Here is a 22317-nt window from a genome sequence, read left to right on the forward strand (position 1 = left end):
ACTTCGCGCCGCTCGCGGGCGTTTGATCTGTTTTGCAACTCACACGCTCTGACGTCTGTTCTTGTTTAAAGCTCGGGATAAATATCACTATGTATGCAGTTGGCCAGCGTTGGATCAGCGAAGCTGAAACCGATCTCGGTTTGGGTCTTGTTCAAAGCGTCGATTTTCGGTCTGTCACTCTCTATTTTCCTACAATTGACGATGTTCGCACTTACGCAAGCCACAATGCGCCGCTGACCCGGGTAATTTTCAAAGTTGGTGATATCGTGCCGCTTCAGGATGGCTCAGTCATTGAGGTCGATGATGTTGAAGTGATGGACGACATCGCTTTCTATTTCACTAACGGCCGCTCGGTTTCTGAAATCCAGCTCAGCGGTGCCATCCAGCTTAATCAGCCGGCTGATCGCCTGTTTTCTGGCCAGATCGACAACAACAGTCTGTATGAACTACGCCAGCTGTGTTTTCAGCAAATCACCAAATTACGCCAGCGCCCTTTCTATGGCCTGCTGGGCGCTCGTACCAACTTGCTGCCACATCAATTGTATATTGCCCAGCAAGTTACTCAGGATGCTATTCCCCGAGTGCTGCTCGCCGATGAAGTTGGCCTGGGTAAAACCATTGAAGCCGGCTTGATCTTACACCGGCTGTTACTGCAACAACGTATCCAGCGGGTGTTGGTACTGGTGCCGGATCATCTGCTGCACCAGTGGCTGGTTGAAATGATTCGCCGCTTTAATCTGCGCTTCAGCATCTTGCAGCAAGCCGATATAGATGAAGCGATTGAAGACGGTAATACCGATCTGTTTGGCGGCTCCCAACTCCATCTGTGCCCCATGTCTCTGGCGGACGAACCCGACGTGGCGGTTGCCATGATCAACGCCGACTGGGACATGATTGTTGTGGATGAAGCCCACCATCTGACCTGGACGCCAGAACATCAGGATCCCGCCTATCAGCTGGTAGAGAATCTGGCTGAAGCCAGTGCTGGTATTCTGCTCCTGACCGCCACCCCGGAGCAGCTGGGCATTGAAGGTCACTTTGCCCGTTTACGGTTGCTGGATCCCGAACGCTACCCGTCACTGGAAGAATTCCTCACAGAGCAACAGGCCTACCAGCCGATTGCCGAACTGGCCGGTGCACTGGTCGAAAACGAGACACTGAACGCCGATCAACAGCTCCAATTACAGCAGCTGCTGCCAGACATGGCAGCAGAACTGGAGCAGGACAACGGTCGTAACCGTTTGCTTGATACCCTGATAGACCGACGTGGCCCTGGCCGGGCAATGTTCCGTAACACCCGCCATGGTGTCGCCGGCTTCCCTGCTCGCATCGCCAATTTGAGCCAACTTGCTGCTCCGGCCTACGAACCAACTCCAGACGATATCAATGCGGTCTTGTTTCCCGAGCGTGGCCAGGCGCAGTGGTGGCTGGACGATCCACGAGTCAGCAGCCTGATCTCGCTGTTAAAACAAACCGGTAAATCCAAACTGGTGCTGATCTGTCATCACGCCAGCACAGTGCTCGACCTGGAGGCCTATCTCTGGGAAAAACACGGCATGCAAGTGGCGGTGTTCCATGAGCAAATGGATCTGGTCGAGCGCGATCGTGCAGCCGCCTACTTTGCCGATACAGAGCAGGGAGCGCGACTGTTGCTCTGCTCTGAAATTGGCAGCGAAGGCCGTAACTTCCAGTTTGCTCATCACCTGGTGTTATTTGACTTGCCGTTTAACTGCGATCTGATCGAGCAGCGTATCGGCCGTCTTGACCGTATTGGCCAGGCCAGTGAGATCCAGATTCATAGTCTGGCATTTGAGGATCATGCGACCGGCCGTTGGCAGCAGCTGTTGCATCAGGGTCTGGATGTGTTTACTCAGCCCAATCCGGCCGCACAAACTCTGCTGGAGCGCCATCGTCAGCAGGTGCACGACGCGGTACTGACCGGTGGCAACCTTGACGATCTGATCAAGACGCTCAGCAACGAATGTATCGAACTGCAGCAACAACTTGAGCAAGGACGTGACCGCTTGCTGGAGTTGCACTCCTGTCACCCGAAACGCTCCCGCTCGCTGGCTCGGGATATGACCATTACCCATATCGAAGACGAAGCCGAACTCAATGATTTTATTGAACTGTTTGCGGACGCCTTTGGTGTTGAAGTCGCTGATCTTGGCAACGATTGCATCACTCTGGCACCCGGCGATCATATGTTGGTGCCGGATCTGCCATACTTGCCGGAAGACGGCTTTATGGCGACCACTCGCCGCGAAGTGGCACTGGCTCGCGATGATGTGCAGTTCCTCAGCTGGGAACATCCGTTTGTAGACCAGGCACTGGAGCTGATCACCAGCGGCCCTATTGGTAATGCTTCCGTCGGGTACGTCGAGCAGCACGATTACAAAACCGGTGATTGCTTCATTCAATTACAGTTTGTGGCCTCCTGCCCTGCCCCCAAGCATCTGCAGATTGAACGCTATTTGCCAGCAGACGCCATGCACCTCACCTTTACCCCAAAGGGTGAGCTGAAGGTGAACGAGCCAGACTTGGCTGGGTTTGTCTTGCCTCTGAAACGCGGTACTGCGAAGGGGCTGGCAGAACAGAAGATGAACGAGATCAAGCCGCTGATTCACAAGCTTGAGAAACTGGGTGGCGGCCAGCTAGGCAAAATGATTCAGCGAGCGACGAACAAGGCCAACGAAGCCTTTGACGATCGCCTTCAGCGTCTGCAAGCGCTGGCGCAGCACAACCCGAATATTCCAGCGCAACTGATTACTGATGTACAGCAGGAGCGCCTCTCGGTACTGACAGCCATTGAAACCGCCCAGCTGCAAATGGACAGCGTACGCTTGGTATTCTGCGGCTAACCGTGGCTGTCCGTGACGGCGGTGAATTTTGTGCACCGCCGACACGGACGGTGCCGGTTTACGGACACGGACGGTGCCGGTTTACGGACACGGACGGTGCCGGTTTACGGACACGGACGGTGCCGGTCCCTACGACAGGTTAACGTGCCCTCGACCGCATGGTAACAAACTCCTCCGCTGCCGTTGGATGGATGCCGATGGTGCTGTCAAACACGGCCTTGGTAGCACCGGCGTTGATGGCAACCGCCAGGCCCTGCATTATTTCACCCGCATCCGCACCTACCATATGCACACCCAGTACCTTGTCTGTGCTGGTTTGCACCAGCAACTTCATGTAAGAACGCTCCGGCATGCCGCTGATGGTATGTTTCATCGGACGAAAGCTGGATTCGTACACACTCAGATCACCGGCAAACTGCTCGGCAGCAGCGTCTTCGGTCAGACCTACCGTAGCAATATTGGGCTGACAAAAAACAGCGGTGGCGATGTTGTCGTACGACAGAGGCTGGGTATCATTGTCAAACTGTTGACCAACAAACTTCATCCCTTGAGCCAGTGCTACTGGCGTTAATGCGGGCGTTCCAATCACATCACCCAGTGCGTAAATACTTGGCACCGATGTACGGAAAAAATCATCCGCAACAATAGTACCGTCCTGGCGGGTTTCAACCCCCAGGGCTGCCAGGTTCAGGCCATCGGTCATCGGCCGCCGACCGGTTGCGTACATCACACAGTCAGTGATCAATGTGTCGCCATTGTTCAGTTTGCAGACAAGTTCTCCCTGCTCATTCTTGCTGATTGCCTCGATGTCGGCGTGGGTCTGAATACGAATCCCTTTATTGGCAATCTGCTCGGCGGCAAAGGCCTGTACGCCGGAATCAAAACCTCGCAAAATTTGTTCGCCGCGATACAGCAAATCTGTCTCAGCACCAAGGCCATTAAAAATACCGGCGAACTCCACGGCGATATAGCCCCCACCGACGACGACAACGCGTTGTGGGAAGGTTTCGAGAAAAAAGGCTTCGTTGGAAGTGATGGCCAGATCTGCTCCGGGAACATCCGGCTTGAAAGGCCAGCCACCAGTGGCGATCAGAATGCGCTCGGCGCTGTAATCCTTACCTTCGACGGTAACGGTGTGGACATCTTTGATGCTGGCGGTGCCGTTAATTGTGGTGACACCAGCGTTACCCAGCATCGTGCCGTAGATGCCGTTCAGACGTTCTATCTCACGGGTTTTGTTGTCACGCAGGGTCGGCCAGTCGAAACTTTTTAATTCTCCGTCAATACCGAACCCTTTTGCTTCGGCAAATTTTTCGGCGTATTCCGAGGCATAGACAAACAGCTTTTTGGGGACACAGCCGACGTTAACGCAGGTGCCACCTAGGTAACGGTTCTCCACCACGGCAGCTTTTGCTCCTTTGGCAGCGGCCATACGTGAGGCACGCACGCCACCGGAACCGGCACCTATCACCAGCAAATCAAAATCAAACGACATAAGGGTTCTCCGTGAGTGACCAGCCGCTTCGGGGAGCCAGTCAAATAACTGCAGTCGACACCCGAAGCAGTATAGTTCGGGCTGCCACTCTGCAATGGAATCTGGGCCACATGCTAGCTTGTTTCGGGTCAATTGCGAAATTGTTATAGCTATAAGCTATCAATTGGTAGCCATTCTTTGTCAAGCGATCCGGCAGCGTCGTCAGTCACTCGCCAACGTAGCCCGCACATCAACCCGACCAGGCATCTCGGCTGCATCGACGGTGATCTGGCTAACCCGGATACTGTGACGAATTTGCAAGGATTCAACCCAGGCGATAAATACATCAAATTCGATTTTGTCGATCCAGATACGCACGCCGTTGCCATCCTGCTCGTACCGATCCAGCTTGATATTGCCGCTGCGTGCGGCCTGTGTCACCAATGGCAGAATTGGCCCTGATGTTTTATCGAGCGATGCCCCGCCAAACTTGCCTGCGTTTTCCGCAATCAAATTGTAGACTTCCAGTTTTTTGGTCAGATCCCGCTGCACCATGTGGTTTTCCCGTATCAAGGGGGCAAGCACCAGTACATAGACCAGTGCGGCAGCCAACAGCCAGGCAAGAACGCGAACCACCAGACGGTCGCGCGGTGGTAATGCGCCATACCAGTTTGTTGCACTCTGAACCTGCGGAATGGCAGTCAGGCGCTGGCGCAGCTCAAGCAATGAACTCATGCCGACTCTCCTATTTTCAGGCGACCTTTAACCAGGTTGTTCTCGTTGCTGGCCGACGCCACTTCAGCACTCAGACCTCGCTCGGACAAGGCTTGTCGCAAGGTCTGTAAATCGTTGAGATTACTGGCCTGAACCTCGATAACCAGCTCTTGCTGCCGCTCGTTATAACGTGCTGAGTCCAGTTTGATGGTTTTGATATTGACTGCCTGAAAGGCACTGGCAGTGACATTAATCAGATAAGCGAAGCCATGACTGGAGTTACCATTCCCTTCCGCCAACTTGCCGCGAAACTCCCTCTCCAGCGCCCGCACCCGAACGCCGGGAAACAGTTGTTTATAGAGTGACAGGCTTTGTTGATAAACATACTGTCCCTGACTGCTCAGGTGTTGATTCTGAACAAACAGCGTCGCAGCTGCGATCACCAGGCAGGCTGCGGTCATGGCTGCCAATGGTCGCCACCAGGAGCGCGGATTGTCTTCCTGCGTCTGGCGAATCTGAAACGGGCCAACCAGCATATTAACCATGCGCGTATTGGCGGTTAACGACAGCGGTGATTCACTGGCGGCGGAGGAAATATCAATGCGCTCAAAGGCATCGGCAAACCCGGTTTCAATGGTGGTGCGCAGCAGATTGGCTTGATCAAGACCCGCCGCATGAATGGTCAGTATGCCCAGATCGTGCTGGTTTTCCAGTACCGATTCCAGCACCGGCATCATGGCAAATTCATTCACCCAACCTTCAAACACACCAGGCAACTTTACCAGCCAGCCCTGATCCTGCCAGACCGCCGTGGGTGCTTCCGGTAACAGCTGGGTTTCCGGTATCAGCTCGCGCACGCTGAGGTGTAAATGTTCGGCTTGCTCCAGCAAGCGTTCGACCAGATCGCAGGAGGCTACGTAGGCCCGTGCCCGGATTCCTATCTTGCCAGCTGGAACGATGAGGTATTCACTGATGTCGTTGATCAGGTTTTCTTCCAACGCAAAAGGTAAGGCCCGCGCCAGATGTCGGCCAGATACACCTGGCAGCTCGATCCAGTGACAGCTGTAATTGGCGGCCGACAGCACCATGCGTATCTGGGTCAGCTCGGGCTGTTCTGCAGCCCAGCTTTCAAGGCTGCGAGCCGGGCCGGCATTGCTGCTGATATCCGTCACCAGCCACTGGGCGTCACGCCCGTGCCAGCTCACTTTGATTGTGTTCATGCTGTTTCTCGCTGCATATCACTTACGCTTAGGTTTAATTGGTCAATACGTTCTGGTTGGGCAACTCTGGTAAACGTCTTGCCTCCCGACGGGAATAGTCGCGATACAGGGTGCTGAAGTTGCCATTACCGGCATCCCGTTTCAGCAGGAATTCACAGGTGCCAGACCAGTCGCCGGAGGTGCCTATATCTACCCGACCAAACACTTCAAAATATTCTGTCTTGATGGTGAAATCATCCGCTGACCATTTGTTTTTGGCGGTGCTGGATGAGCTTGTACTGCTGTTTTGATTGTCAGAGTCGTCAGTATTGTCTGTTGTGCTGTTGTCTTCACCTGAAGCAAAACCTTTGACGGCATCCAGCGCCATAAAATCACTGACACTGGCCAGGCCGCTATCACCACGAGCGGTAACAACCGCTTGTGCATCGGCAATGGAGAAGTTCGCATCCAGTGCGGACATCACCAGCTCCGACGCGGTATTGATATTGAGCTGGGTGGTCACCGGCAGGCACACCACATAGGGTTCCAGGGCAGTATAGGTATCGAGATCGACGCCTTCGAGCAACATCAGATCCGAGGTATGTTTGCACGTATGGTAGGCTGGCCGATAGGACGGCTCCAGGCTGAGATAATCGTTCTCGACCTGGCTGTCGGCGTCCATCCAGTTAGCCAGTCGCCCGGCGATATCAACATCCAGCCCCAGTTCATTCAGCAGATTATAAAAGCGCTGTTGCCACACGGTATGATTGTTAGCAGCCGGTGCCAACCAGTTGAGATTGAATTTACCCTGGGCATCGGCAATACGAACAAACACCAGACCGTTATCCATCGGGAAGGTACGATCAATAGCCCAATCTTCCAGCCCATGGTCGATATCCGGGTCATTCTCCCAATCCAGATACAGGCCACTACGGACAACGCTGTCGACGCCTTGCAACAGCACCCGCGCTTGCTGTCGTGCCAGTTGCGCCGTGGCACGCTGTATATCCCGCGACTGGCGCTCAATCAGCACCGTTGCCAAAACGCTGACTACGGCAAAAATCAGCAGCACAATCAGCAAGGCTATTCCGGTTTGTTGGCGGCGCATCAGAGATCCTCGCCATCATGGGGAAGGACCCAGAGTCGCGTTGCATCACCAATCACCGGCAAGGTCATTTCCCAGCGCAGACCTTGTGGGATGACGGATTCATTACTGCTCTGCAATACCGGCCAGCTGCTGTACCACTCCGAGCCAGTGCGTTCGCCATCACTACTGATGGTATCGGCCAGCAAGGATATTTGCAGTCCATCTATCTGATCCAGTACCACCATACTTCTTGGCTCGCTGTCGTAACCACGATCCAGTACCGGCCAGACATAACGCACCAGACAATCACCCTCAGGTTCTTCTATTCCCCAACCAGCGAGTCGACGCCTGGCCGCCTCACAGGTATCGCTGTCGATGCTTTCCAGCCGGTAGGCAATACGCTGTAATTCCGAGCGAGGATTTTCTATCCCGGGCCGATTGCGCCAGCCGGTGCGGGTCAGCTCCAGCAGGTAATCGCCATCTTCGAGCCGCAGCGATGATTGCTCATCGCCGTACTCATCAAGAATAGGCCGATTGATGAATTGCTCGACATCACGACTGACAACGGCATTCAGGCGTTGCAACGCGACCAGCTGTTCCGACCGTGCTTCCGTCGAATCCCGTGCCACAATGATGGTATTCAGCAGTTGCACCGAGCCGACGCTGATTGAGGCCGTGATGGCCACGGCGACAATCACTTCCAGCAAGGTAAAACCCAGAGGACGATGCATCATCCGTGCTCACCCATCACCGTAGTGAGGTTAACAAGCGAATAATCAGGGTCATTGTCCAGTGACACCGATACAGTCACGCGCACGACAGCGGGAAAATCGGTTTTTTCCACCTTGGTCAGAGTAATCCACTCACGGTTGACCATTTTGACGGAATCCCGGGTGGAGCCTGTTTTTGGCAGGCTATGACTAAGACGCATCTCGGTGAGGCGATTTTCGGCGACCCAGGACGCCATCGTTTTGTTTTCCAGCGTCAGCAGCGTATTGGCGGCCTGGCTGGTGGTGCCACTGATCACAATGGCGATGGAGGCAAAAATGGTCAGTGCAATCATTACTTCCAGCAGCGTAAAACCACCCGCTCCTGATCTGGAGTTAATGCTCATAACGCACCAGCTCCTTCCAGACCGGATTAAATCCATCACCATGAATGACAAAGGCAAAGCGACTGTCAGCGTCATGACCGATGGTCAGGTCAAACGCGGTATATTCTTCGGATGATAGAAACTGCAAGGCGGGTAATGGACCGTTGTCGTTGTCCAGCAACGCTTCAAAGTCGACTTCGGCATCGTCAACCTCCAGTGTCATCGTCATACCTTCAGGCACTTCGGGTGCCCCCAGGGAAGCACTGGAGTAAGCCTGCCAGGGATTTTTGGCGATCTCGCTGAGTTCTTCAACTGACAGAGTGCCCTTGTTGGCCTGCTGGCGAACATCTTGCCACGACAGCAATATCAACTCGTCCCGATCCATTGCCAGACCAAGGTCAAGATTGCGATAGGCCGCTTCTTCCCGGTAAAGATTCATCTCAATCACCAGCGTGGTGGCAAAGCGCCCGGTTTCATCCTGGATCTGGGTGTCGCTGGCATTCAGATTCACCAACGATAACAGGCCACCGATGATCACCAGCACAACCATCAATTCAAGCAGGGTAAATCCGCTCGACTGACGCCGCAACCTGAGTGGATACACGATCTGACGGGGAGATGTCACAACAAGGAACCATTTGCCGGGCAAGGCCCGGCACCAGGTAAGACATTATTCCGGATAAGAAATATCGGCGTATTCTGCTTCACCGCCTTCTTGTCCATCCGCGCCCAGAGAGACAATTTCGTATTGACCTTTCTCTAGGTAATACAAAAATTCATTACCCCAGGCATCGGTCGGCACCTTGCTGCCTTTCAGGTAACCACTGCTCCGGTAGTTTTTTGGTTCCGGCGAAGAGGATGGTTTCTTGACCAATGCCTCCAGGCCTTGTTCGGTGGTTGGGTAGGTGAAGTTGTCCAGCTTGTACATATCCAGAGCGCCCTCAATCAGCTTCATCTGGCTCTTGGTGGTTTTAACCTGGGCATCCGTTGCGGAACCGATAATGTTGGTGGCGACCAGTGCCATGATGCTGCCAATGATAGCCAGTACCACCATCACTTCGAGCAGGGTAAAACCTTGTACGCGCTTGCGGGTTTGCATGTATTTCTCCTAACGAACCATATTTTGCAATTCAAGAATGGGCATCATGATAGCGGCAACAATCAGGGCAACAATCGCCCCCATGGTCAGCAGCATCATGGGCTCAAAAATTTTGACCATCGCTGAGACTGTATTTTCCAGCGTAGTTTCCTGCTGCTGGGCGGTTTTTGCCAACATGGCATCAAGCTCACCACTGTTTTCACCGCTGGCAATCATGTGCAGCATGATCGGGGCAAAGTAGCCGGTGTGATCCAGCGACTTGTGCAGACTGCCACCTTCGCTGACTTCTACCGTAGCTTCTGCCAATGCTTTCTGGATTGGTATGTTTTCAACCACCTGACTGGCGATACGCATGGCTTCAACCAGCGGCACACCGGAACTGGTCAGAATCGCCAACGTACTGCCAAAACGTGCGGTATTGGCATCCTTGGCAAAACCACCTATGCCAGGTATTGCCAACATAAACGCATGAAATTTCCCCCGAAATACCGGACTTCGCATGGCCTGGCCAAACAAGAGCACGGCGGCGGCAACGGCAATCAGAATATACAGGCCGTAATCGGTAATCAGATGACTGAGGTCGAGCATAAATTGCGTTAGTGCTGGTAGTTCCTGACCATTTTTCACAAACACATCAACAATGTCGGGGACAACGTACGTCAGCAGGCCAACAACGATGCCAATCGCCACAATACTGAGAATAAGAGGATACATCGCCGCCAGCTTGATCTTCTGATCGGCAGCCTGCCGTGCTTCGGTGTAATCGGCCAGACGATTCAAGACGCCATCCAGATGCCCGGCGTGCTCGCCGGCACTGACCGTTGATCGATACAGATGCGGAAAGGCCTTGGGATATTCCGCCAATGCCTTGGCCAGGGTGTAGCCTTCCAGCACCTTGGCTCTGATCGCCAGGATCATCGCCTTTATCTTGGCTTTGCCGGTTTGTTCGGACAGTGCTCTCAGCGCTTCATCAATGGGTAATCCGGCACCGATCAAGGTTGCCAGCTGCCGCGTCAATAATGCCAGATCCGGCACCGACATACCGGGGCCTCGTCCGCCGGCACTGCTCTTCTGCTTGACACTGGTTGATTCCACCGATAGTGGCATCCAACCCTTGTCACGCAGCTTCTGACGCACCTGCCGAGCGCTGTCGGCCTCAATCACGCCTTTGAGCTGCTTGCCCTTTGCATCGAGCGCCTGATAAAGAAATGCAGCCATAATTATCCCTTGGCAACCCGCAGCAGCTCTTCGATGGTGGTGCTGCCAGCCAACACTTTGCGAATGCCATCCTGATTAATACTGGGGCCAAGGTTACGGGCATGTAACGTCATCGCCTGCTCCCCTGCCCGATCATGAATCAGGGTTTTCAAGCCTTCATCTACCTCAATGATTTCGTAAATCCCCTGGCGTCCGCGATACCCCAATTGATTGCATTTGTCACAGCCTTTGGCGTGGAAAATTTCCGGGGCCTGATCCTGGGGAATGCCCAGCAATTCGCATTCGCTGGCATCTGCGATGGCTGCCACCTTGCAGTCACTGCAGAGCACGCGCACCAGTCGCTGGGCAAGAACCCCCACCAGGCTGGATGACAACAAGAATGGCTCAACGCCCATGTCTTGCAAGCGGGTTACCGCACCCACGGCGGTATTGGTGTGTAGCGTCGACAATACCAGGTGGCCGGTCAAGGATGCCTGAATAGCAATTTCGACCGTTTCAAGGTCACGAATCTCACCAATCATGACGACGTCTGGATCCTGCCGCAAAATAGCCCGCAAGCCCTTGGCGAAGGTCATTTCGACCTTGGTGTTGACCTGGGTCTGACCAATCCCCGGCAGGCTGTATTCAATCGGGTCTTCAACCGTCAGAATGTTACGGCTGGTATCGTTCAGATCACTCAGTGCGCCGTACAGTGTGGTGGTTTTACCCGACCCGGTAGGGCCGGTCACCAGAATGATGCCGTGAGGCCGACTGATGATATTGCGCATGGTACGCAGATCGCGTTCTGACATGCCGAGCTGGGAGAGACTGAGGCGACCGGCCTTTTTGTCGAGCAATCGCATGACGACCCGCTCGCCATGACTGGACGGCATGGTCGACACCCGGACATCGACCTCTCGGCCACCAATGCGCAAGGCGATACGACCATCCTGCGGCACCCGTTTTTCAGCGATATCCAGTTTGGCCATGACCTTGATACGGGAGACCAGCAAGGCTGCCAGGGCGCGCTTAGGCTGCACAACTTCACGTAATACGCCATCAACCCGAAAACGCACAACCAGACGCTTTTCATAGGTTTCAACGTGAATATCCGACGCATTTTCCTTGATGGCCTCGGTCAGCAAGGCATTGATCAGCCGAATAATGGGTGCGTCGCCGTCCTGCTCCAGCAAATCTTCCGTTTCAGGAACGGAATCAGCCAGACTGGCAAGATCCATTTCATCACCCAACCCCTCGACCATCTCCATGGCTTCGGACGAGTCGGTTTGATAGGAAAGCCCCAGGCGACGGTCAAATTCATCATCGGCAACGCCTTCGAGCCTGAATGGCAGCGACAGAAAACGCTGCACCTCCATGATGGCCTCGGCACTGACCGGCACCCGATGAACCACTTTGAGGCCATCTGCAGCCCCTTCAACCAGCACCCCAAAGCGTTTGGCGAAGCCAAAGGGCACACGGGTAGCCAGACTGGTAGATGGTGTGTTCTGGCCGCTTTCAAGGAGTGACGACTGGTCGACCAATGATGTTACTGCACTGCTGTCCAGGGGGCCTGCGGGTTGATCTTGTACAAGGGTAGAGCTCATGAATTATCCAACGTTGCGGCCAACACCTGAGTAATCAAACCCCTGAGCCAGAAGCACCTGGGGATCATACTGATTGCGACCGTCGATAATAACCGGCTGCCGGAGCAGCTTCTTGATAACGATGAAGTCTGGTTGTCGAAAAGGTTTCCATTCGGTGACCAGCACCAATGCATCAGCATCGACCACTGCATCATACTGATGGTTCGCCAGCTCTAACACTCCATCGGTAAAATATTGCGATGGAAAGTGCTGTCGAGCCAGTTCATTACACATTGGATCATAGGCGCGCACCCGCGCACCGGCAGTCACCAGCTGATTAATCAGGGCAATGGCACTGGATTCATGCATGTCGGCCGTTCCGGGCTTGAAGGCCAACCCCCAGACAGCAATTGTTTTACCCTGCATGTCCTCGTTAAACCGCTCAACCAGCTTTTCGAACAGACGTCGCTTTTGCGCCTGGTTACGGGCTTCTACCGCGTCCAATAGGGTCGCTTCAAAGCCGTTTTCCCGAGCCATACCAATCAGCGTGCGAACATCGCGAGGGAAACAGGAACCACCATAGCCACAGCCAGGATAGATAAACGAGTACCCTATCCGGCTGTCCGAGCCGATCCCCTTGCGAACCTGCTCGATATCCACACCGAGATACTCGGAAAGCGTCGCCATTTCATTCATAAAGGAAATCCGGGTGGCCAACATTGCCGTAGCAGCAAACTTGGTCATTTCGGCATCGCGAATACCCATGTAGAGCATTTTGTCACGGTTGCGAGAGAACCCCTGGTACAGCTCTTCCATCAAGGTACGGGCGCGATCACAATCAAGACCCACAATGATACGATCCGGACTCATAAAGTCGTCGATGGCACTGCCTTCTTTCATAAATTCAGGATTGGCGACCATGTCAAACGATACGCCGTCCCTATCGGCAAGACGGGCTGTCATGACATCGCGTATCTTTTCAGTGGTACCAACAGGGACGGTGGATTTTGTGGCAATCAGCGTATAACCCTGCAGCCAATCAGCCAGCTGTGCCGCTTGCGCAATAATCTCGGCAGCATCGGCAACGCCTTCACTCTCACCCGGATTACCAATGGCCAGAAAACACACGGCAGCATTTGCTACAGCCGGGCCGAGGTTGGTACCAAACAACAGTCGGCCAGCCCGGTAATTATCGAGAACGATACGTTCCAGGCCTGGTTCAGCAACAGTCACCAGACCATTATTCAGCTGCTGGATGACCTCTGATCTCGGATCGACACAATGCACCCGGTTACCCATCTCGGCAAAACAGGCAGCAGTGACCAATCCAATATAGCCAGCACCAATAACGACAATTTCCACAAAACAATCCTTTTTCAACAAGGCGGCACGTCGGCGCAGCTTATGTCCATTTAATGACAAATCGGTGACACAAAAAAGCCCGGACTCAGCCGGGCTCCTTCAACACTTTGATGTTAAACGAGTTTTTCTAACTCGGGAACCGCATCAAAGAGGTCTGCAACCAGGCCGTAATCCGCAACCTGAAAGATAGGTGCTTCTTCGTCCTTGTTGATTGCCACAATCACTTTGGAATCCTTCATACCAGCCAGATGCTGGATCGCACCCGAGATGCCCACCGCAATATACAAGCCTGGCGCAACAATCTTGCCGGTCTGGCCGACCTGGAGATCGTTGGGTACAAAGCCGGCGTCTACTGCTGCGCGGGATGCACCCACTGCCGCGCCCAGCTTGTCAGCCAGGCTGTACAACATGGCAAAGTTATCGCCATTTTGCATGCCACGTCCGCCAGAAACGACGACTTTGGCTGCGGTCAATTCCGGACGATCCGACTTGGCCAGCTCTTCACCAACAAAGACGGCCTTGGCGTAATCGCTAATATAAGCAACCGTTTCAATGGCAGCCGCCCCACCTGATGTATCAACGGCATCGAAGCCCGTAGTACGCACAGTCAGTACCTTGATGGCGTCGCTGCTTTGGTAGGTTGCGATAGCGTTACCCGCATACACCGGACGAGAGAAGGTATCGTCAGATACCACCTCAATCACATCAGACAGCATGTTAACGCCCAGCAGTGCCGCAGCACGGGGAAGGAAATCTTTGCCTGTCGTGGTGGCTGCCGCCAAAATATGCGAGTAGTTGGTGCCGATGTTGGCAACCAGATCCCCCATTACTTCACCCAGCTGATGTTCATAAACAGCATTGTCCGCCAGCAACACCTTGCCAACACCAGCTACTGCCGCTGCTGCATCTGCAACGGCTTGGCAACCAGCGCCTGCAACCAGTACTTCTACGTCACCACCAATCGCGGCAGCCGCTGCCAGAACGTTCAGCGTGGCGCCTTTCAGAGTAGCGTTATCATGTTCCGCTATTACCAGAATACTCATTTCATCTACTCCTGTTTACAGCACTTTCGCTTCGTTCTTCAGTTTTTCGACCAGCTCTGCAACATCGGCCACCTTGATACCCGCCTGGCGTTCTGCCGGTGGAACGACTTTCAGCAGCGCCAGGGTTGAACCCATGGTCACACCCAAATCTGCTGGCGTAGTCAGCTCCAGAGGTTTGCGCTTGGCCTTCATGATATTAGGCAAAGACGCGTAGCGAGGTTCGTTCAAACGCAGATCTGTTGTAACAATCGCAGGCAGATCCAGTGCAACGGTACGCAAGCCACCATCCACTTCGCGAGTCACCTTGACCTTGTCGCCATCAATCAGCACTTCAGAGGCAAAGGTGCCTTGTGCCATGCCGGTCAGGGCACCCAGCATCTGGCCGGTCTGATTGTTGTCACTATCAATGGTCTGTTTACCCATCAGCACCAACTGCGGGGCTTCTTTCTCGACCACTGCCTGCAGCAAGCGAGCAACGGTCAACGATTCCAGCTTGTCTTCGGTTTCAATCAGGATGCCACGGTCAGCACCCAGCGCCAAAGAGGTGCGAATCTGTTCCTGTGCCACCTTGGGACCGATGGAAACAACGACGATTTCTGTGGCAATACCCTTTTCCTTCAGGCGCACCGCTTCTTCAACAGCGATTTCGCAGAATGGGTTCATGGCCATCTTGACGTTATTCAGATCAACATCCGAATTATCCGGCTTGACGCGCACCTTGACGTTGTAGTCGATGACGCGTTTTACAGCGACGAGAACCTTCATAGATTCCTCTTATCTTCAAATGATTGGATTTCCAACCCCAATTTGCACAATAACGCGATGATACGGCGCTACTCAGGGGACTTTCGACCAGCAGAATTATTCTGGTCTTTTACCTTTACGTCAATAGTGAGGTCTGTTTGTTTCCAAAACGGCAGCATTCCCAAGCGATTCAGTTGCCTGAAACAGGGACGAACGTATAATGCTGCACCTTTAAACAATTAAACAATATGTGTTTTCTCGATGATTTGCTAATCGTCAACAAGAAATCAAATCTGAATAGCACCGCTTTAGCCAATAATTCTAACTGTTAACAGGAGAGATCCGAATGGACCGTGATGTGATGGAGTATGACGTTGTAATCGTCGGCGCAGGCCCTTCTGGTCTGGCAGCCGCTTGCCGCATCAAGCAGGCTGCCAACGAGGCAGGCAATGATATTTCGGTCTGCCTGGTCGAAAAGGGCTCCGAAATTGGCGCCCACATCTTGTCGGGTGCCGTCATTGAAGACCGCGCCCTGACGGAACTGTTCCCGAACTGGAAAGAATCCGGTGCGCCACTCACAACGGCTGTCAGCAAAGATGAAGTTTACTTCCTGCTCAGTGACCGCCACTCTGTGCAAGCACCCGGCTGGGCGGTGCCCAAACCAATGCACAACCACGGCAACTATGTCGTCAGTGTCGGTAACCTCTGTCGCTGGCTGGGCCAGCAAGCCGAAGAGCTTGGCGTTGAGATTTACCCGGGCTTTGCGGCCGCAGACCTGATTGTTGAAGACGGTGTGGTAAAAGGGGTCGTCACTGGCGATATGGGTGTCGACGCTGCCGGCAACCCGAAAGACAGCTACATGCCCGGCATGGAACTGCGCGCACGTTACACTCTGTTTGCAGAAGGCTGTCGTGGTCATCTGGGTAAGCGCCTGATCAGCGAATATCAACTGGATTCAGGCAAGGATCCCCAGCACTATGGCATAGGCATCAAGGAGCTGTGGGATATCGACCCCGCCAAACATCAACCAGGGCTGGTCATGCACGGTACCGGCTGGCCACTCAATGAATCCTCATCATCCGGTGGCTTTTTCCTCTACCACAGCGATGACGGTCAGGTCGTGGTCGGCTTGATCACAGATCTGTCGTATTCCAATCCACACGTCAGCCCCTATGATGAATTTCAGCGCCTGAAGCACCATCCGGTGATTGCGCAATATCTGGAGGGTGGCAAACGCGTTTCCTATGGTGCCCGAGCCATTACCAAAGGAGGCCTGAACTGCCTGCCTAAAATGACCTTCCCTGGCGGCCTGCTGATTGGCTGTGACGCTGGCACGCTCAACTTTGCCAAAATCAAGGGCGTTCACACTGCAATGAAAAGTGGCATGGTGGCTGCCGATGCGGTTATCGCTGCGATTGCCACCGATCGCCGTCATGATGAACTGACTGAATTTACGACGGCATTTGAGAGCAGCTGGGCCTGGCAAGAGCTGCAGCGCAGCCGTAACTTTGGCCCGGCACTCCACAAGCTGGGTACTTTGGGTGGTGCTGCGTTCAACTTTATTGATCAGAACATCATGGCCTTGCCGCTGACGTTGCATGACACCCGAGCGGATCATGACACCCTGCGTCCAGCATCAGAATGCAAACCCATCGACTATCCCAAGCCGGATGGCAAATTAAGCTTCAGCAAACTGGACTCGGTTTTTATCGGCAATGTTAACCACGCCGAAGACCAACCCTGTCACCTTAAATTAGCCGACGAAGACATTCCCCTGGAGGTAAACCTGATTCAGTGGGATGAGCCAGCCCAACGCTACTGCCCGGCCGGTGTTTACGAAATCATTGAAGATGAAGCCGGCAAGCGCTTTCAGATCAATTCGCAAAATTGCGTCCATTGCAAAACCTGCGACATCAAGGATCCATCCCAGAACATTACCTGGGTGACACCAGAAGGCAGCGGCGGACCGAACTACCCGAATATGTAATCCCCCGCCAGATCGGTAAAAACAAAAAAGCCCGCAATCAACGCGGGCTTTTTTGTTTTCTTGACGTACCGGTTCGAATCAGGCGCCTGGACGTTTGATCTCGACATTTTCCTGCGACCACTTGCGGTAACTGGTCATGCTGTTACGAGCCGAACGATTTTCGATCTGGGTTCGCTCTTCATCACTGGCAACCAGGTCAGCCAATTCGGGAATCTGAATAGCATCAACCCGGACAACGGTAGCGCCACCCTGAACATCAACTACGTCCAACTCTCCCTGCTGTAGTGCGAAGGCCCGCGACTGCGCAGCGCGCGGAATTTCGGCAGATTGCGAGTAGTTCACCGCGACCGATACCCATGCTGCCGACGTTTCTTCACCCGCTGCAATTTTGTCAGCCATCGCACGCGCCAGTTCTCCAGCCTTGTCGCGCTTAATCAGGTTTTCAACCTGATTACGAACAACGGTTAATGGCAGGGTTTTCGGCTCATCATGTTCGGAGACGGCAAAAACATAGACTCCCTCTTCCGTTTCAACCAGATCGCTCAACTCCCGATCCAGCAACATGTTTTCCGCAAATGCCTGCTGGCGCACCGCATCACTCGCCACAAAGCCCTCACCAAAATCACGGGTAAAAAGACCAGACTCCTGAACCTTCAGCCCCAAGGCATCAGCAACTTCATCAACAGAACCCGATGAAAATGCCAGATTACTCAATTCCTGGGTTTGCTCGGCAATCTGCTGACCGGCTTTTTCATTACGAATCCATTCCGCCAACTCGTCATGACGCTTCTCCAAGCTGTCTGCTTCAGGCGCTTTGATGTCGAGCAACTGAATTATGTGGTAACCAAACTCGGTTTTGACCGGCTGGGAAACTTCGCCCTTTTGCAATGCAAACAATGCGGCTTCAAATTCCGGTACAAACGCCCCATGGCTAACATAACCAAGGTCGCCACCGTTACTGCCACTGGCGATATCATCAGAATCCGATTTTGCCAACTCGGCGAAATCTGCTCCGGCATCCAGCTTGGACTTCAGTTCATTCGCTTTGGCCAGTGCCTCTTCGCTGGAGCGGTCAGCACCCGCCTCAATCAGAATATGACGAGAACTGCGCTGCTCTTTTTCAGAAAGATCGCTCAGATAGTCTTCATACGCCTTGCTGATCTCATCTTCAGAAACACTCTCATCAGCTGCCATGGCGGCACGATCAAAGCCAACGTATCGGACTTTGGCCTGTTCCGGCGTCTGAAAGCGGGAGCTGTTAGCATCGTAGTAAGACTGCACATCGTCGTCGGTGAGCTGAATATCATCCATCAGGTCGCGAGCACGGATTTCAATGTAGGAAATGGTTCGCAACTCGTTATTCAGCATGGCGCCAAAGCGGGCCTGGAACGGCGTCGGAATGGAGGTCATGGTGAGCGCCTGTCGGGCTTGATTTACCTTGATGTCTTCGGCCAGATTGGCGCGAAAGGTCAAAGGTGTCCAGCCATTCAGACGCAGAACACTAAGGAACTGTTCCTTGTTGAAACGACCATCCAGCTGAAAGGCCGGAATATTGACAATGGCTTCATCGACAACAGCAGAGGCTGCATACAAGCCCAGACGATCGGCCTGAACGGCATCCACATTCTGCTGAATCAGCTGTTCAATAGCCGATTGGCGCAACAGTTGGTCGTTAAACAGGTTTTCATCAAACTGCTCGCCAAACTGACGACGCAGGTTGGCTTTTTGCTGTTCGATCACCCGTTGAACTTCAGGTTCTGACACCTTGATATCACCAACTTCAGCAACCGGCGTATCGCCAGACCCGATATTGACAATGCTCTCGACCCCCCAAAGGGCGAAAACGAAGATAATAAAAAACACGATGACCTTGGCAATAATGCCCTGAGCATTATCACGCATTGTTTGTAGCATGGTTCCTCCAGGTATTCGCTACAGCAACATAAAAAAAAGCGCATCCAGGATGCGCTCTTTTTCTGGGTGGATAAAAACAGCTAAACATCAACGTCTTCTGTTATTACCCCGTCCGGCATGCCAGACCGCCTATCAACCAACCAACCTACCAGATCAAACCAGATAAATCAGTTGACTGCATCTTTAAGCGCTTTTCCTGGCTTGAAACCAGGAACCTTGGCTGCCTTGATTTGAATGGGCTCACCTGTTTGAGGGTTACGGCCAGTACGCTCTGCACGCTCTTTCACCATAAATGTACCAAAACCAACCAGGGCAACCTGATCACCCTCTTTTAACGCAGTACCAACACTTTCGATCATGGCATCCAGTGCGCGACCAGCAGCTGCCTTTGGAATATCAGCTGATGCGGCAATGGCGTCGATTAACTCGGACTTATTCACACTTATCCCCTCACTCTGTGTGCAGTATTAGATTCTTGTTATGCGACTGGGCGATCGCTACAGGAAATTCAAGAGCGTCGATTTATACCAACTGGGTTATGTACCGTCAAGCAGACTCAATGCGTCTTTGGGCGAGAACCCTCGTCCTTACTGACGCTTGCATCTTCTGTCGGAACAATTGGCGCAGAAACACCATCCGGGCTTGACTCAAGCGCCAAATCCAGAACCTCGTCGATCCAGTCTACAGCAATGACCTTCAGGTCTTGCTTGATGTTTTCCGGTATATCCCTAAGGTCTTTTTCGTTTTCCTTGGGGATAATAACCGTCTTGATGCCACCGCGATGTGCGGCGAGCAACTTTTCTTTTAATCCTCCAATCGCCAGCACTTTGCCCCTCAGGGTAATCTCACCCGTCATGGCTACTTCGGCCTTAACCGGAATACCCGTCAGGACAGATGCCAGCGCTGTTGCCATCCCAATGCCAGCACTTGGGCCGTCCTTGGGTGTAGCACCTTCCGGCACATGCACATGAATGTCATTCTTTTCAAAAAATTCCGCATTAATCCCCAAGCTTTCAGCACGGCTTCTAACGACCGTCAGAGCTGCCTGAATGGACTCCTGCATTACATCACCCAACGAGCCTGTCTTGATAATACGACCCTTGCCAGCGGTTGCTGCAGCTTCAAGCGTCAACAATTCGCCACCTACGGAGGTCCAGGCAAGTCCTGTTACCTGTCCCACCTGATTACTGACACCCGCAAGGCCGTAGCGATACTTGGTGACACCAAGATATTCTTCCAGCAGTTCTTCGGTAATCACGCGTGTTGTCGTGGTCTGATCAAGCATGTTTGCCTTGACGACACGGCGACACAACTTGGCCAGTTCTCTTTCAAGACCACGAACACCCGCTTCACGTGTGTAGTGGCGAATAATGCTGCGTAATTGAGTTTCCGGAAGCTCAATTTCATCCGTTTTCAAACCATTTTGCTTAATCTGTTTAGGTAACAAATAGCGCTGGGCAATATGAACCTTCTCCGCTTCGGTATAGCCGGGAATGCGGATGACTTCCATACGATCCAGTAACGGGCCAGGAATATTCATGCTGTTCGAGGTACAGACAAACATCACATCGGAGAGGTCATAATCAACCTCAAGGTAATGATCGGCAAAGGTGTTGTTTTGCTCAGGATCAAGCACTTCCAGCAGCGCAGAAGCCGGATCACCGCGATGATCCATCCCCATTTTGTCGATTTCATCCAGCAAGAACAAAGGGTTACGTACGCCGACCTTGGTCATGCGTTGTACCAGCTTGCCCGGCATTGAGCCAATATAAGTACGACGATGGCCACGAATTTCGGCTTCATCCCGAACTCCGCCCAGCGACATACGCGTAAACTGCCGGTTAGTTGCCCGCGCAATCGATTTGCCAAGAGAAGTCTTGCCGACACCTGGAGGCCCGACCAGGCACAGAACTGCACCCTTTACTTTCTTGACACGATTCTGCACCGCCAAATACTCAAGGATCCGCTCCTTGACCTCTTCCAGACCATAGTGATCGGAATCAAGTATCTCTTTGGCACGTATCAGATCGTGATTGAGGCGTGAGCGTTTTTTCCAGGGGAGGTTCAATACCCAGTCAAGATAGCCTCGAACGACTGAGGCCTCAGCCGACATCGGTGACATCATGCGCAACTTGCGTAATTCTGCTTCAGCCTTTTCCTTTGCTTCGCGAGTCAGGCCGACGGTTTCAATTTTCTCAGCCAGCTCATCAAACTCGTTGCCGCCATCTTCAAGGTCGCCCAGTTCTTTCTGAATGGCTTTCATTTGCTCATTCAGATAGTACTCACGTTGACTTTTTTCCATCTGCTTTTTGACCCGGCCGCGAATACGCTTTTCGACCTTGAGCAAATCAATTTCAGATTCCATCAGCTCCATCAAGTGCTCAACCCGCTCTTTCGGATCAAACATCTCAAGCACTTCCTGCTTTTCTTCCAGCTTGAGAGAGATATGTGCGGCAATGGTGTCACTCAGGCGACTGACATCTTCGACGCCGGAAATAGTGGAAAGCACTTCACTGGGGACTTTTTTCGACAGCTGTACGTACTGTTCAAAATGGCCGGTCAGTGAGCGAGTCAGAATCTCGTTCTCACGCTCATCGGGTATTCGCGTCCCGGCTGGCAGCACCTGACCACGAAACAGATCGCTTTCATCGATCAGGCGCTCCAGCGTGGCCCGCTCTTCACCTTCGACCAGCACCTTGACCGTTCCATCAGGAAGGCGCAGCAACTGCAAAATGGTCGCCACTGTACCGACGGAATGCAGCCCATCAATACCAGGCGCGTCATCGGCCGCGTCCTTCTGGGCAACAAGCATGATGCGTTTATCACCCGCCATCGCTTCTTCCAGAGCATTGATTGATTTTTCCCGCCCCACAAACAGGGGAATAACCATAGCGGGAAAGACCACTACGTCACGTAGTGGCAGGAGAGGTAACACTTCTTGATTCATCAGATTAGGTCTC

Annotated in this window: 18 protein-coding genes; 2 read left to right on the forward strand and 16 right to left on the reverse strand. The window is 53.2% G+C overall.

Annotated elements, in window-relative coordinates; all coding sequences use genetic code 11:
- Positions 1 to 89 precede the first annotated feature (89 nt).
- Positions 90 to 2861, forward strand: coding sequence for an RNA polymerase-associated protein RapA (gene rapA, locus WG929_RS08965; RefSeq protein ID WP_416205763.1), 2772 nt, complete (start codon positions 90 to 92; stop codon positions 2859 to 2861).
- 139 nt (positions 2862 to 3000) lie between these two features.
- On the opposite strand, the gene gorA is transcribed toward rapA, so the two are convergent.
- From gorA to WG929_RS09030, 13 genes are all read right to left on the reverse strand, one after another.
- The gene (gorA, locus tag WG929_RS08970; protein WP_369854376.1) at positions 3001 to 4356 is read right to left on the reverse strand and encodes a glutathione-disulfide reductase; all 1356 of its coding nucleotides are present in this window, start codon (positions 4354 to 4356) and stop codon (positions 3001 to 3003) included.
- Positions 4357 to 4557: 201 nt separating this feature from the next.
- On the reverse strand, positions 4558 to 5070 hold the full coding sequence (locus WG929_RS08975; RefSeq protein WP_416205764.1) for a type II secretion system protein M: 513 nt from the start codon (positions 5068 to 5070) through the stop codon (positions 4558 to 4560).
- Positions 5067 to 6269, reverse strand: a complete 1203-nt coding sequence (gene gspL, locus WG929_RS08980; RefSeq protein ID WP_416205765.1) for a type II secretion system protein GspL — start codon at positions 6267 to 6269, stop codon at positions 5067 to 5069. The genes WG929_RS08975 and gspL overlap by 4 nt, the downstream gene beginning before the upstream one ends.
- 34 nt (positions 6270 to 6303) lie before the next feature.
- Complete coding sequence (gene gspK / locus WG929_RS08985; RefSeq protein WP_369854379.1) at positions 6304 to 7356, reverse strand: type II secretion system minor pseudopilin GspK; 1053 nt, start codon at positions 7354 to 7356, stop codon at positions 6304 to 6306.
- Positions 7356 to 8069, reverse strand: coding sequence for a type II secretion system minor pseudopilin GspJ (gene gspJ / locus WG929_RS08990; protein ID WP_369854380.1), 714 nt, complete (start codon positions 8067 to 8069; stop codon positions 7356 to 7358). Before gspJ ends, gspK begins: the two co-directional genes overlap by 1 nt.
- Entirely contained in the window at positions 8066 to 8449 is a 384-nt protein-coding gene (gspI, locus tag WG929_RS08995) for a type II secretion system minor pseudopilin GspI (protein ID WP_369854381.1), read from the reverse strand. The genes gspJ and gspI overlap by 4 nt, the downstream gene beginning before the upstream one ends.
- Positions 8439 to 9053: a type II secretion system minor pseudopilin GspH gene (gene gspH / locus WG929_RS09000; protein ID WP_369854382.1), complete on the reverse strand. Its 615-nt coding sequence runs from the start codon at positions 9051 to 9053 to the stop codon at positions 8439 to 8441. Before gspH ends, gspI begins: the two co-directional genes overlap by 11 nt.
- A 45-nt stretch (positions 9054 to 9098) precedes the next feature.
- Entirely contained in the window at positions 9099 to 9527 is a 429-nt protein-coding gene (gene gspG, locus WG929_RS09005) for a type II secretion system major pseudopilin GspG (RefSeq protein WP_369854383.1), read from the reverse strand.
- A gap of 9 nt (positions 9528 to 9536) precedes the next feature.
- The gene (gene gspF, locus WG929_RS09010; protein WP_416205766.1) at positions 9537 to 10745 is read right to left on the reverse strand and encodes a type II secretion system inner membrane protein GspF; all 1209 of its coding nucleotides are present in this window, start codon (positions 10743 to 10745) and stop codon (positions 9537 to 9539) included.
- Between the two features lie 2 nt (positions 10746 to 10747).
- Positions 10748 to 12328 carry a type II secretion system ATPase GspE gene (gene gspE / locus WG929_RS09015; RefSeq protein WP_416205767.1) on the reverse strand — a complete coding sequence of 527 codons (1581 nt, stop codon included), beginning with the start codon at positions 12326 to 12328 and terminating at the stop codon, positions 10748 to 10750.
- Between the two features lie 3 nt (positions 12329 to 12331).
- Positions 12332 to 13669, reverse strand: coding sequence for a UDP-glucose dehydrogenase family protein (locus tag WG929_RS09020; RefSeq protein WP_416205768.1), 1338 nt, complete (start codon positions 13667 to 13669; stop codon positions 12332 to 12334).
- Positions 13670 to 13782: 113 nt separating this feature from the next.
- Positions 13783 to 14712, reverse strand: a complete 930-nt coding sequence (locus WG929_RS09025; protein ID WP_369854387.1) for an electron transfer flavoprotein subunit alpha/FixB family protein — start codon at positions 14710 to 14712, stop codon at positions 13783 to 13785.
- Positions 14713 to 14727: 15 nt separating this feature from the next.
- Positions 14728 to 15477 carry an electron transfer flavoprotein subunit beta/FixA family protein gene (locus WG929_RS09030; protein WP_369854388.1) on the reverse strand — a complete coding sequence of 250 codons (750 nt, stop codon included), beginning with the start codon at positions 15475 to 15477 and terminating at the stop codon, positions 14728 to 14730.
- Positions 15478 to 15802: 325 nt separating this feature from the next.
- On the opposite strand from WG929_RS09030, the gene WG929_RS09035 reads away from it, so the two are divergent.
- Positions 15803 to 17443: an electron transfer flavoprotein-ubiquinone oxidoreductase gene (locus WG929_RS09035; protein ID WP_369854389.1), complete on the forward strand. Its 1641-nt coding sequence runs from the start codon at positions 15803 to 15805 to the stop codon at positions 17441 to 17443.
- Positions 17444 to 17521: 78 nt separating this feature from the next.
- Here WG929_RS09035 and WG929_RS09040 read toward each other — a convergent pair whose 3' ends face one another.
- From WG929_RS09040 to lon, 3 genes are all read right to left on the reverse strand, one after another.
- Entirely contained in the window at positions 17522 to 19357 is a 1836-nt protein-coding gene (locus WG929_RS09040) for a SurA N-terminal domain-containing protein (protein ID WP_369854390.1), read from the reverse strand.
- 167 nt (positions 19358 to 19524) lie between these two features.
- Positions 19525 to 19797: an HU family DNA-binding protein gene (locus WG929_RS09045; protein ID WP_369854391.1), complete on the reverse strand. Its 273-nt coding sequence runs from the start codon at positions 19795 to 19797 to the stop codon at positions 19525 to 19527.
- Positions 19798 to 19913: 116 nt separating this feature from the next.
- Positions 19914 to 22304: an endopeptidase La gene (gene lon, locus WG929_RS09050; protein WP_369854392.1), complete on the reverse strand. Its 2391-nt coding sequence runs from the start codon at positions 22302 to 22304 to the stop codon at positions 19914 to 19916.
- Positions 22305 to 22317: the final 13 nt, after the last annotated feature.

The sequence above is a fragment of the Oceanobacter antarcticus genome (assembly GCF_044962685.1).
GTDB lineage: Bacteria > Pseudomonadota > Gammaproteobacteria > Pseudomonadales > Oceanobacteraceae > Oceanobacter > Oceanobacter antarcticus.

Coding starts and splice junctions, on each gene's coding strand:
- gspI (WP_369854381.1), bottom strand. CDS start 8,449: ATGAGCATTAACTCCAGATCAGGAGCGGGTGGTTTTACGCTGCTGGAA.
- gorA (WP_369854376.1), bottom strand. CDS start 4,356: ATGTCGTTTGATTTTGATTTGCTGGTGATAGGTGCCGGTTCCGGTGGC.
- rapA (WP_416205763.1), top strand. CDS start 90: ATGTATGCAGTTGGCCAGCGTTGGATCAGCGAAGCTGAAACCGATCTC.
- WG929_RS09040 (WP_369854390.1), bottom strand. CDS start 19,357: ATGCTACAAACAATGCGTGATAATGCTCAGGGCATTATTGCCAAGGTC.
- gspJ (WP_369854380.1), bottom strand. CDS start 8,069: ATGATGCATCGTCCTCTGGGTTTTACCTTGCTGGAAGTGATTGTCGCC.
- gspG (WP_369854383.1), bottom strand. CDS start 9,527: ATGCAAACCCGCAAGCGCGTACAAGGTTTTACCCTGCTCGAAGTGATG.
- gspF (WP_416205766.1), bottom strand. CDS start 10,745: ATGGCTGCATTTCTTTATCAGGCGCTCGATGCAAAGGGCAAGCAGCTC.
- gspK (WP_369854379.1), bottom strand. CDS start 7,356: ATGCGCCGCCAACAAACCGGAATAGCCTTGCTGATTGTGCTGCTGATT.
- gspE (WP_416205767.1), bottom strand. CDS start 12,328: ATGAGCTCTACCCTTGTACAAGATCAACCCGCAGGCCCCCTGGACAGC.
- WG929_RS09030 (WP_369854388.1), bottom strand. CDS start 15,477: ATGAAGGTTCTCGTCGCTGTAAAACGCGTCATCGACTACAACGTCAAG.
- WG929_RS09025 (WP_369854387.1), bottom strand. CDS start 14,712: ATGAGTATTCTGGTAATAGCGGAACATGATAACGCTACTCTGAAAGGC.
- WG929_RS08975 (WP_416205764.1), bottom strand. CDS start 5,070: ATGAGTTCATTGCTTGAGCTGCGCCAGCGCCTGACTGCCATTCCGCAG.
- gspL (WP_416205765.1), bottom strand. CDS start 6,269: ATGAACACAATCAAAGTGAGCTGGCACGGGCGTGACGCCCAGTGGCTG.
- WG929_RS09035 (WP_369854389.1), top strand. CDS start 15,803: ATGGACCGTGATGTGATGGAGTATGACGTTGTAATCGTCGGCGCAGGC.
- lon (WP_369854392.1), bottom strand. CDS start 22,304: ATGAATCAAGAAGTGTTACCTCTCCTGCCACTACGTGACGTAGTGGTC.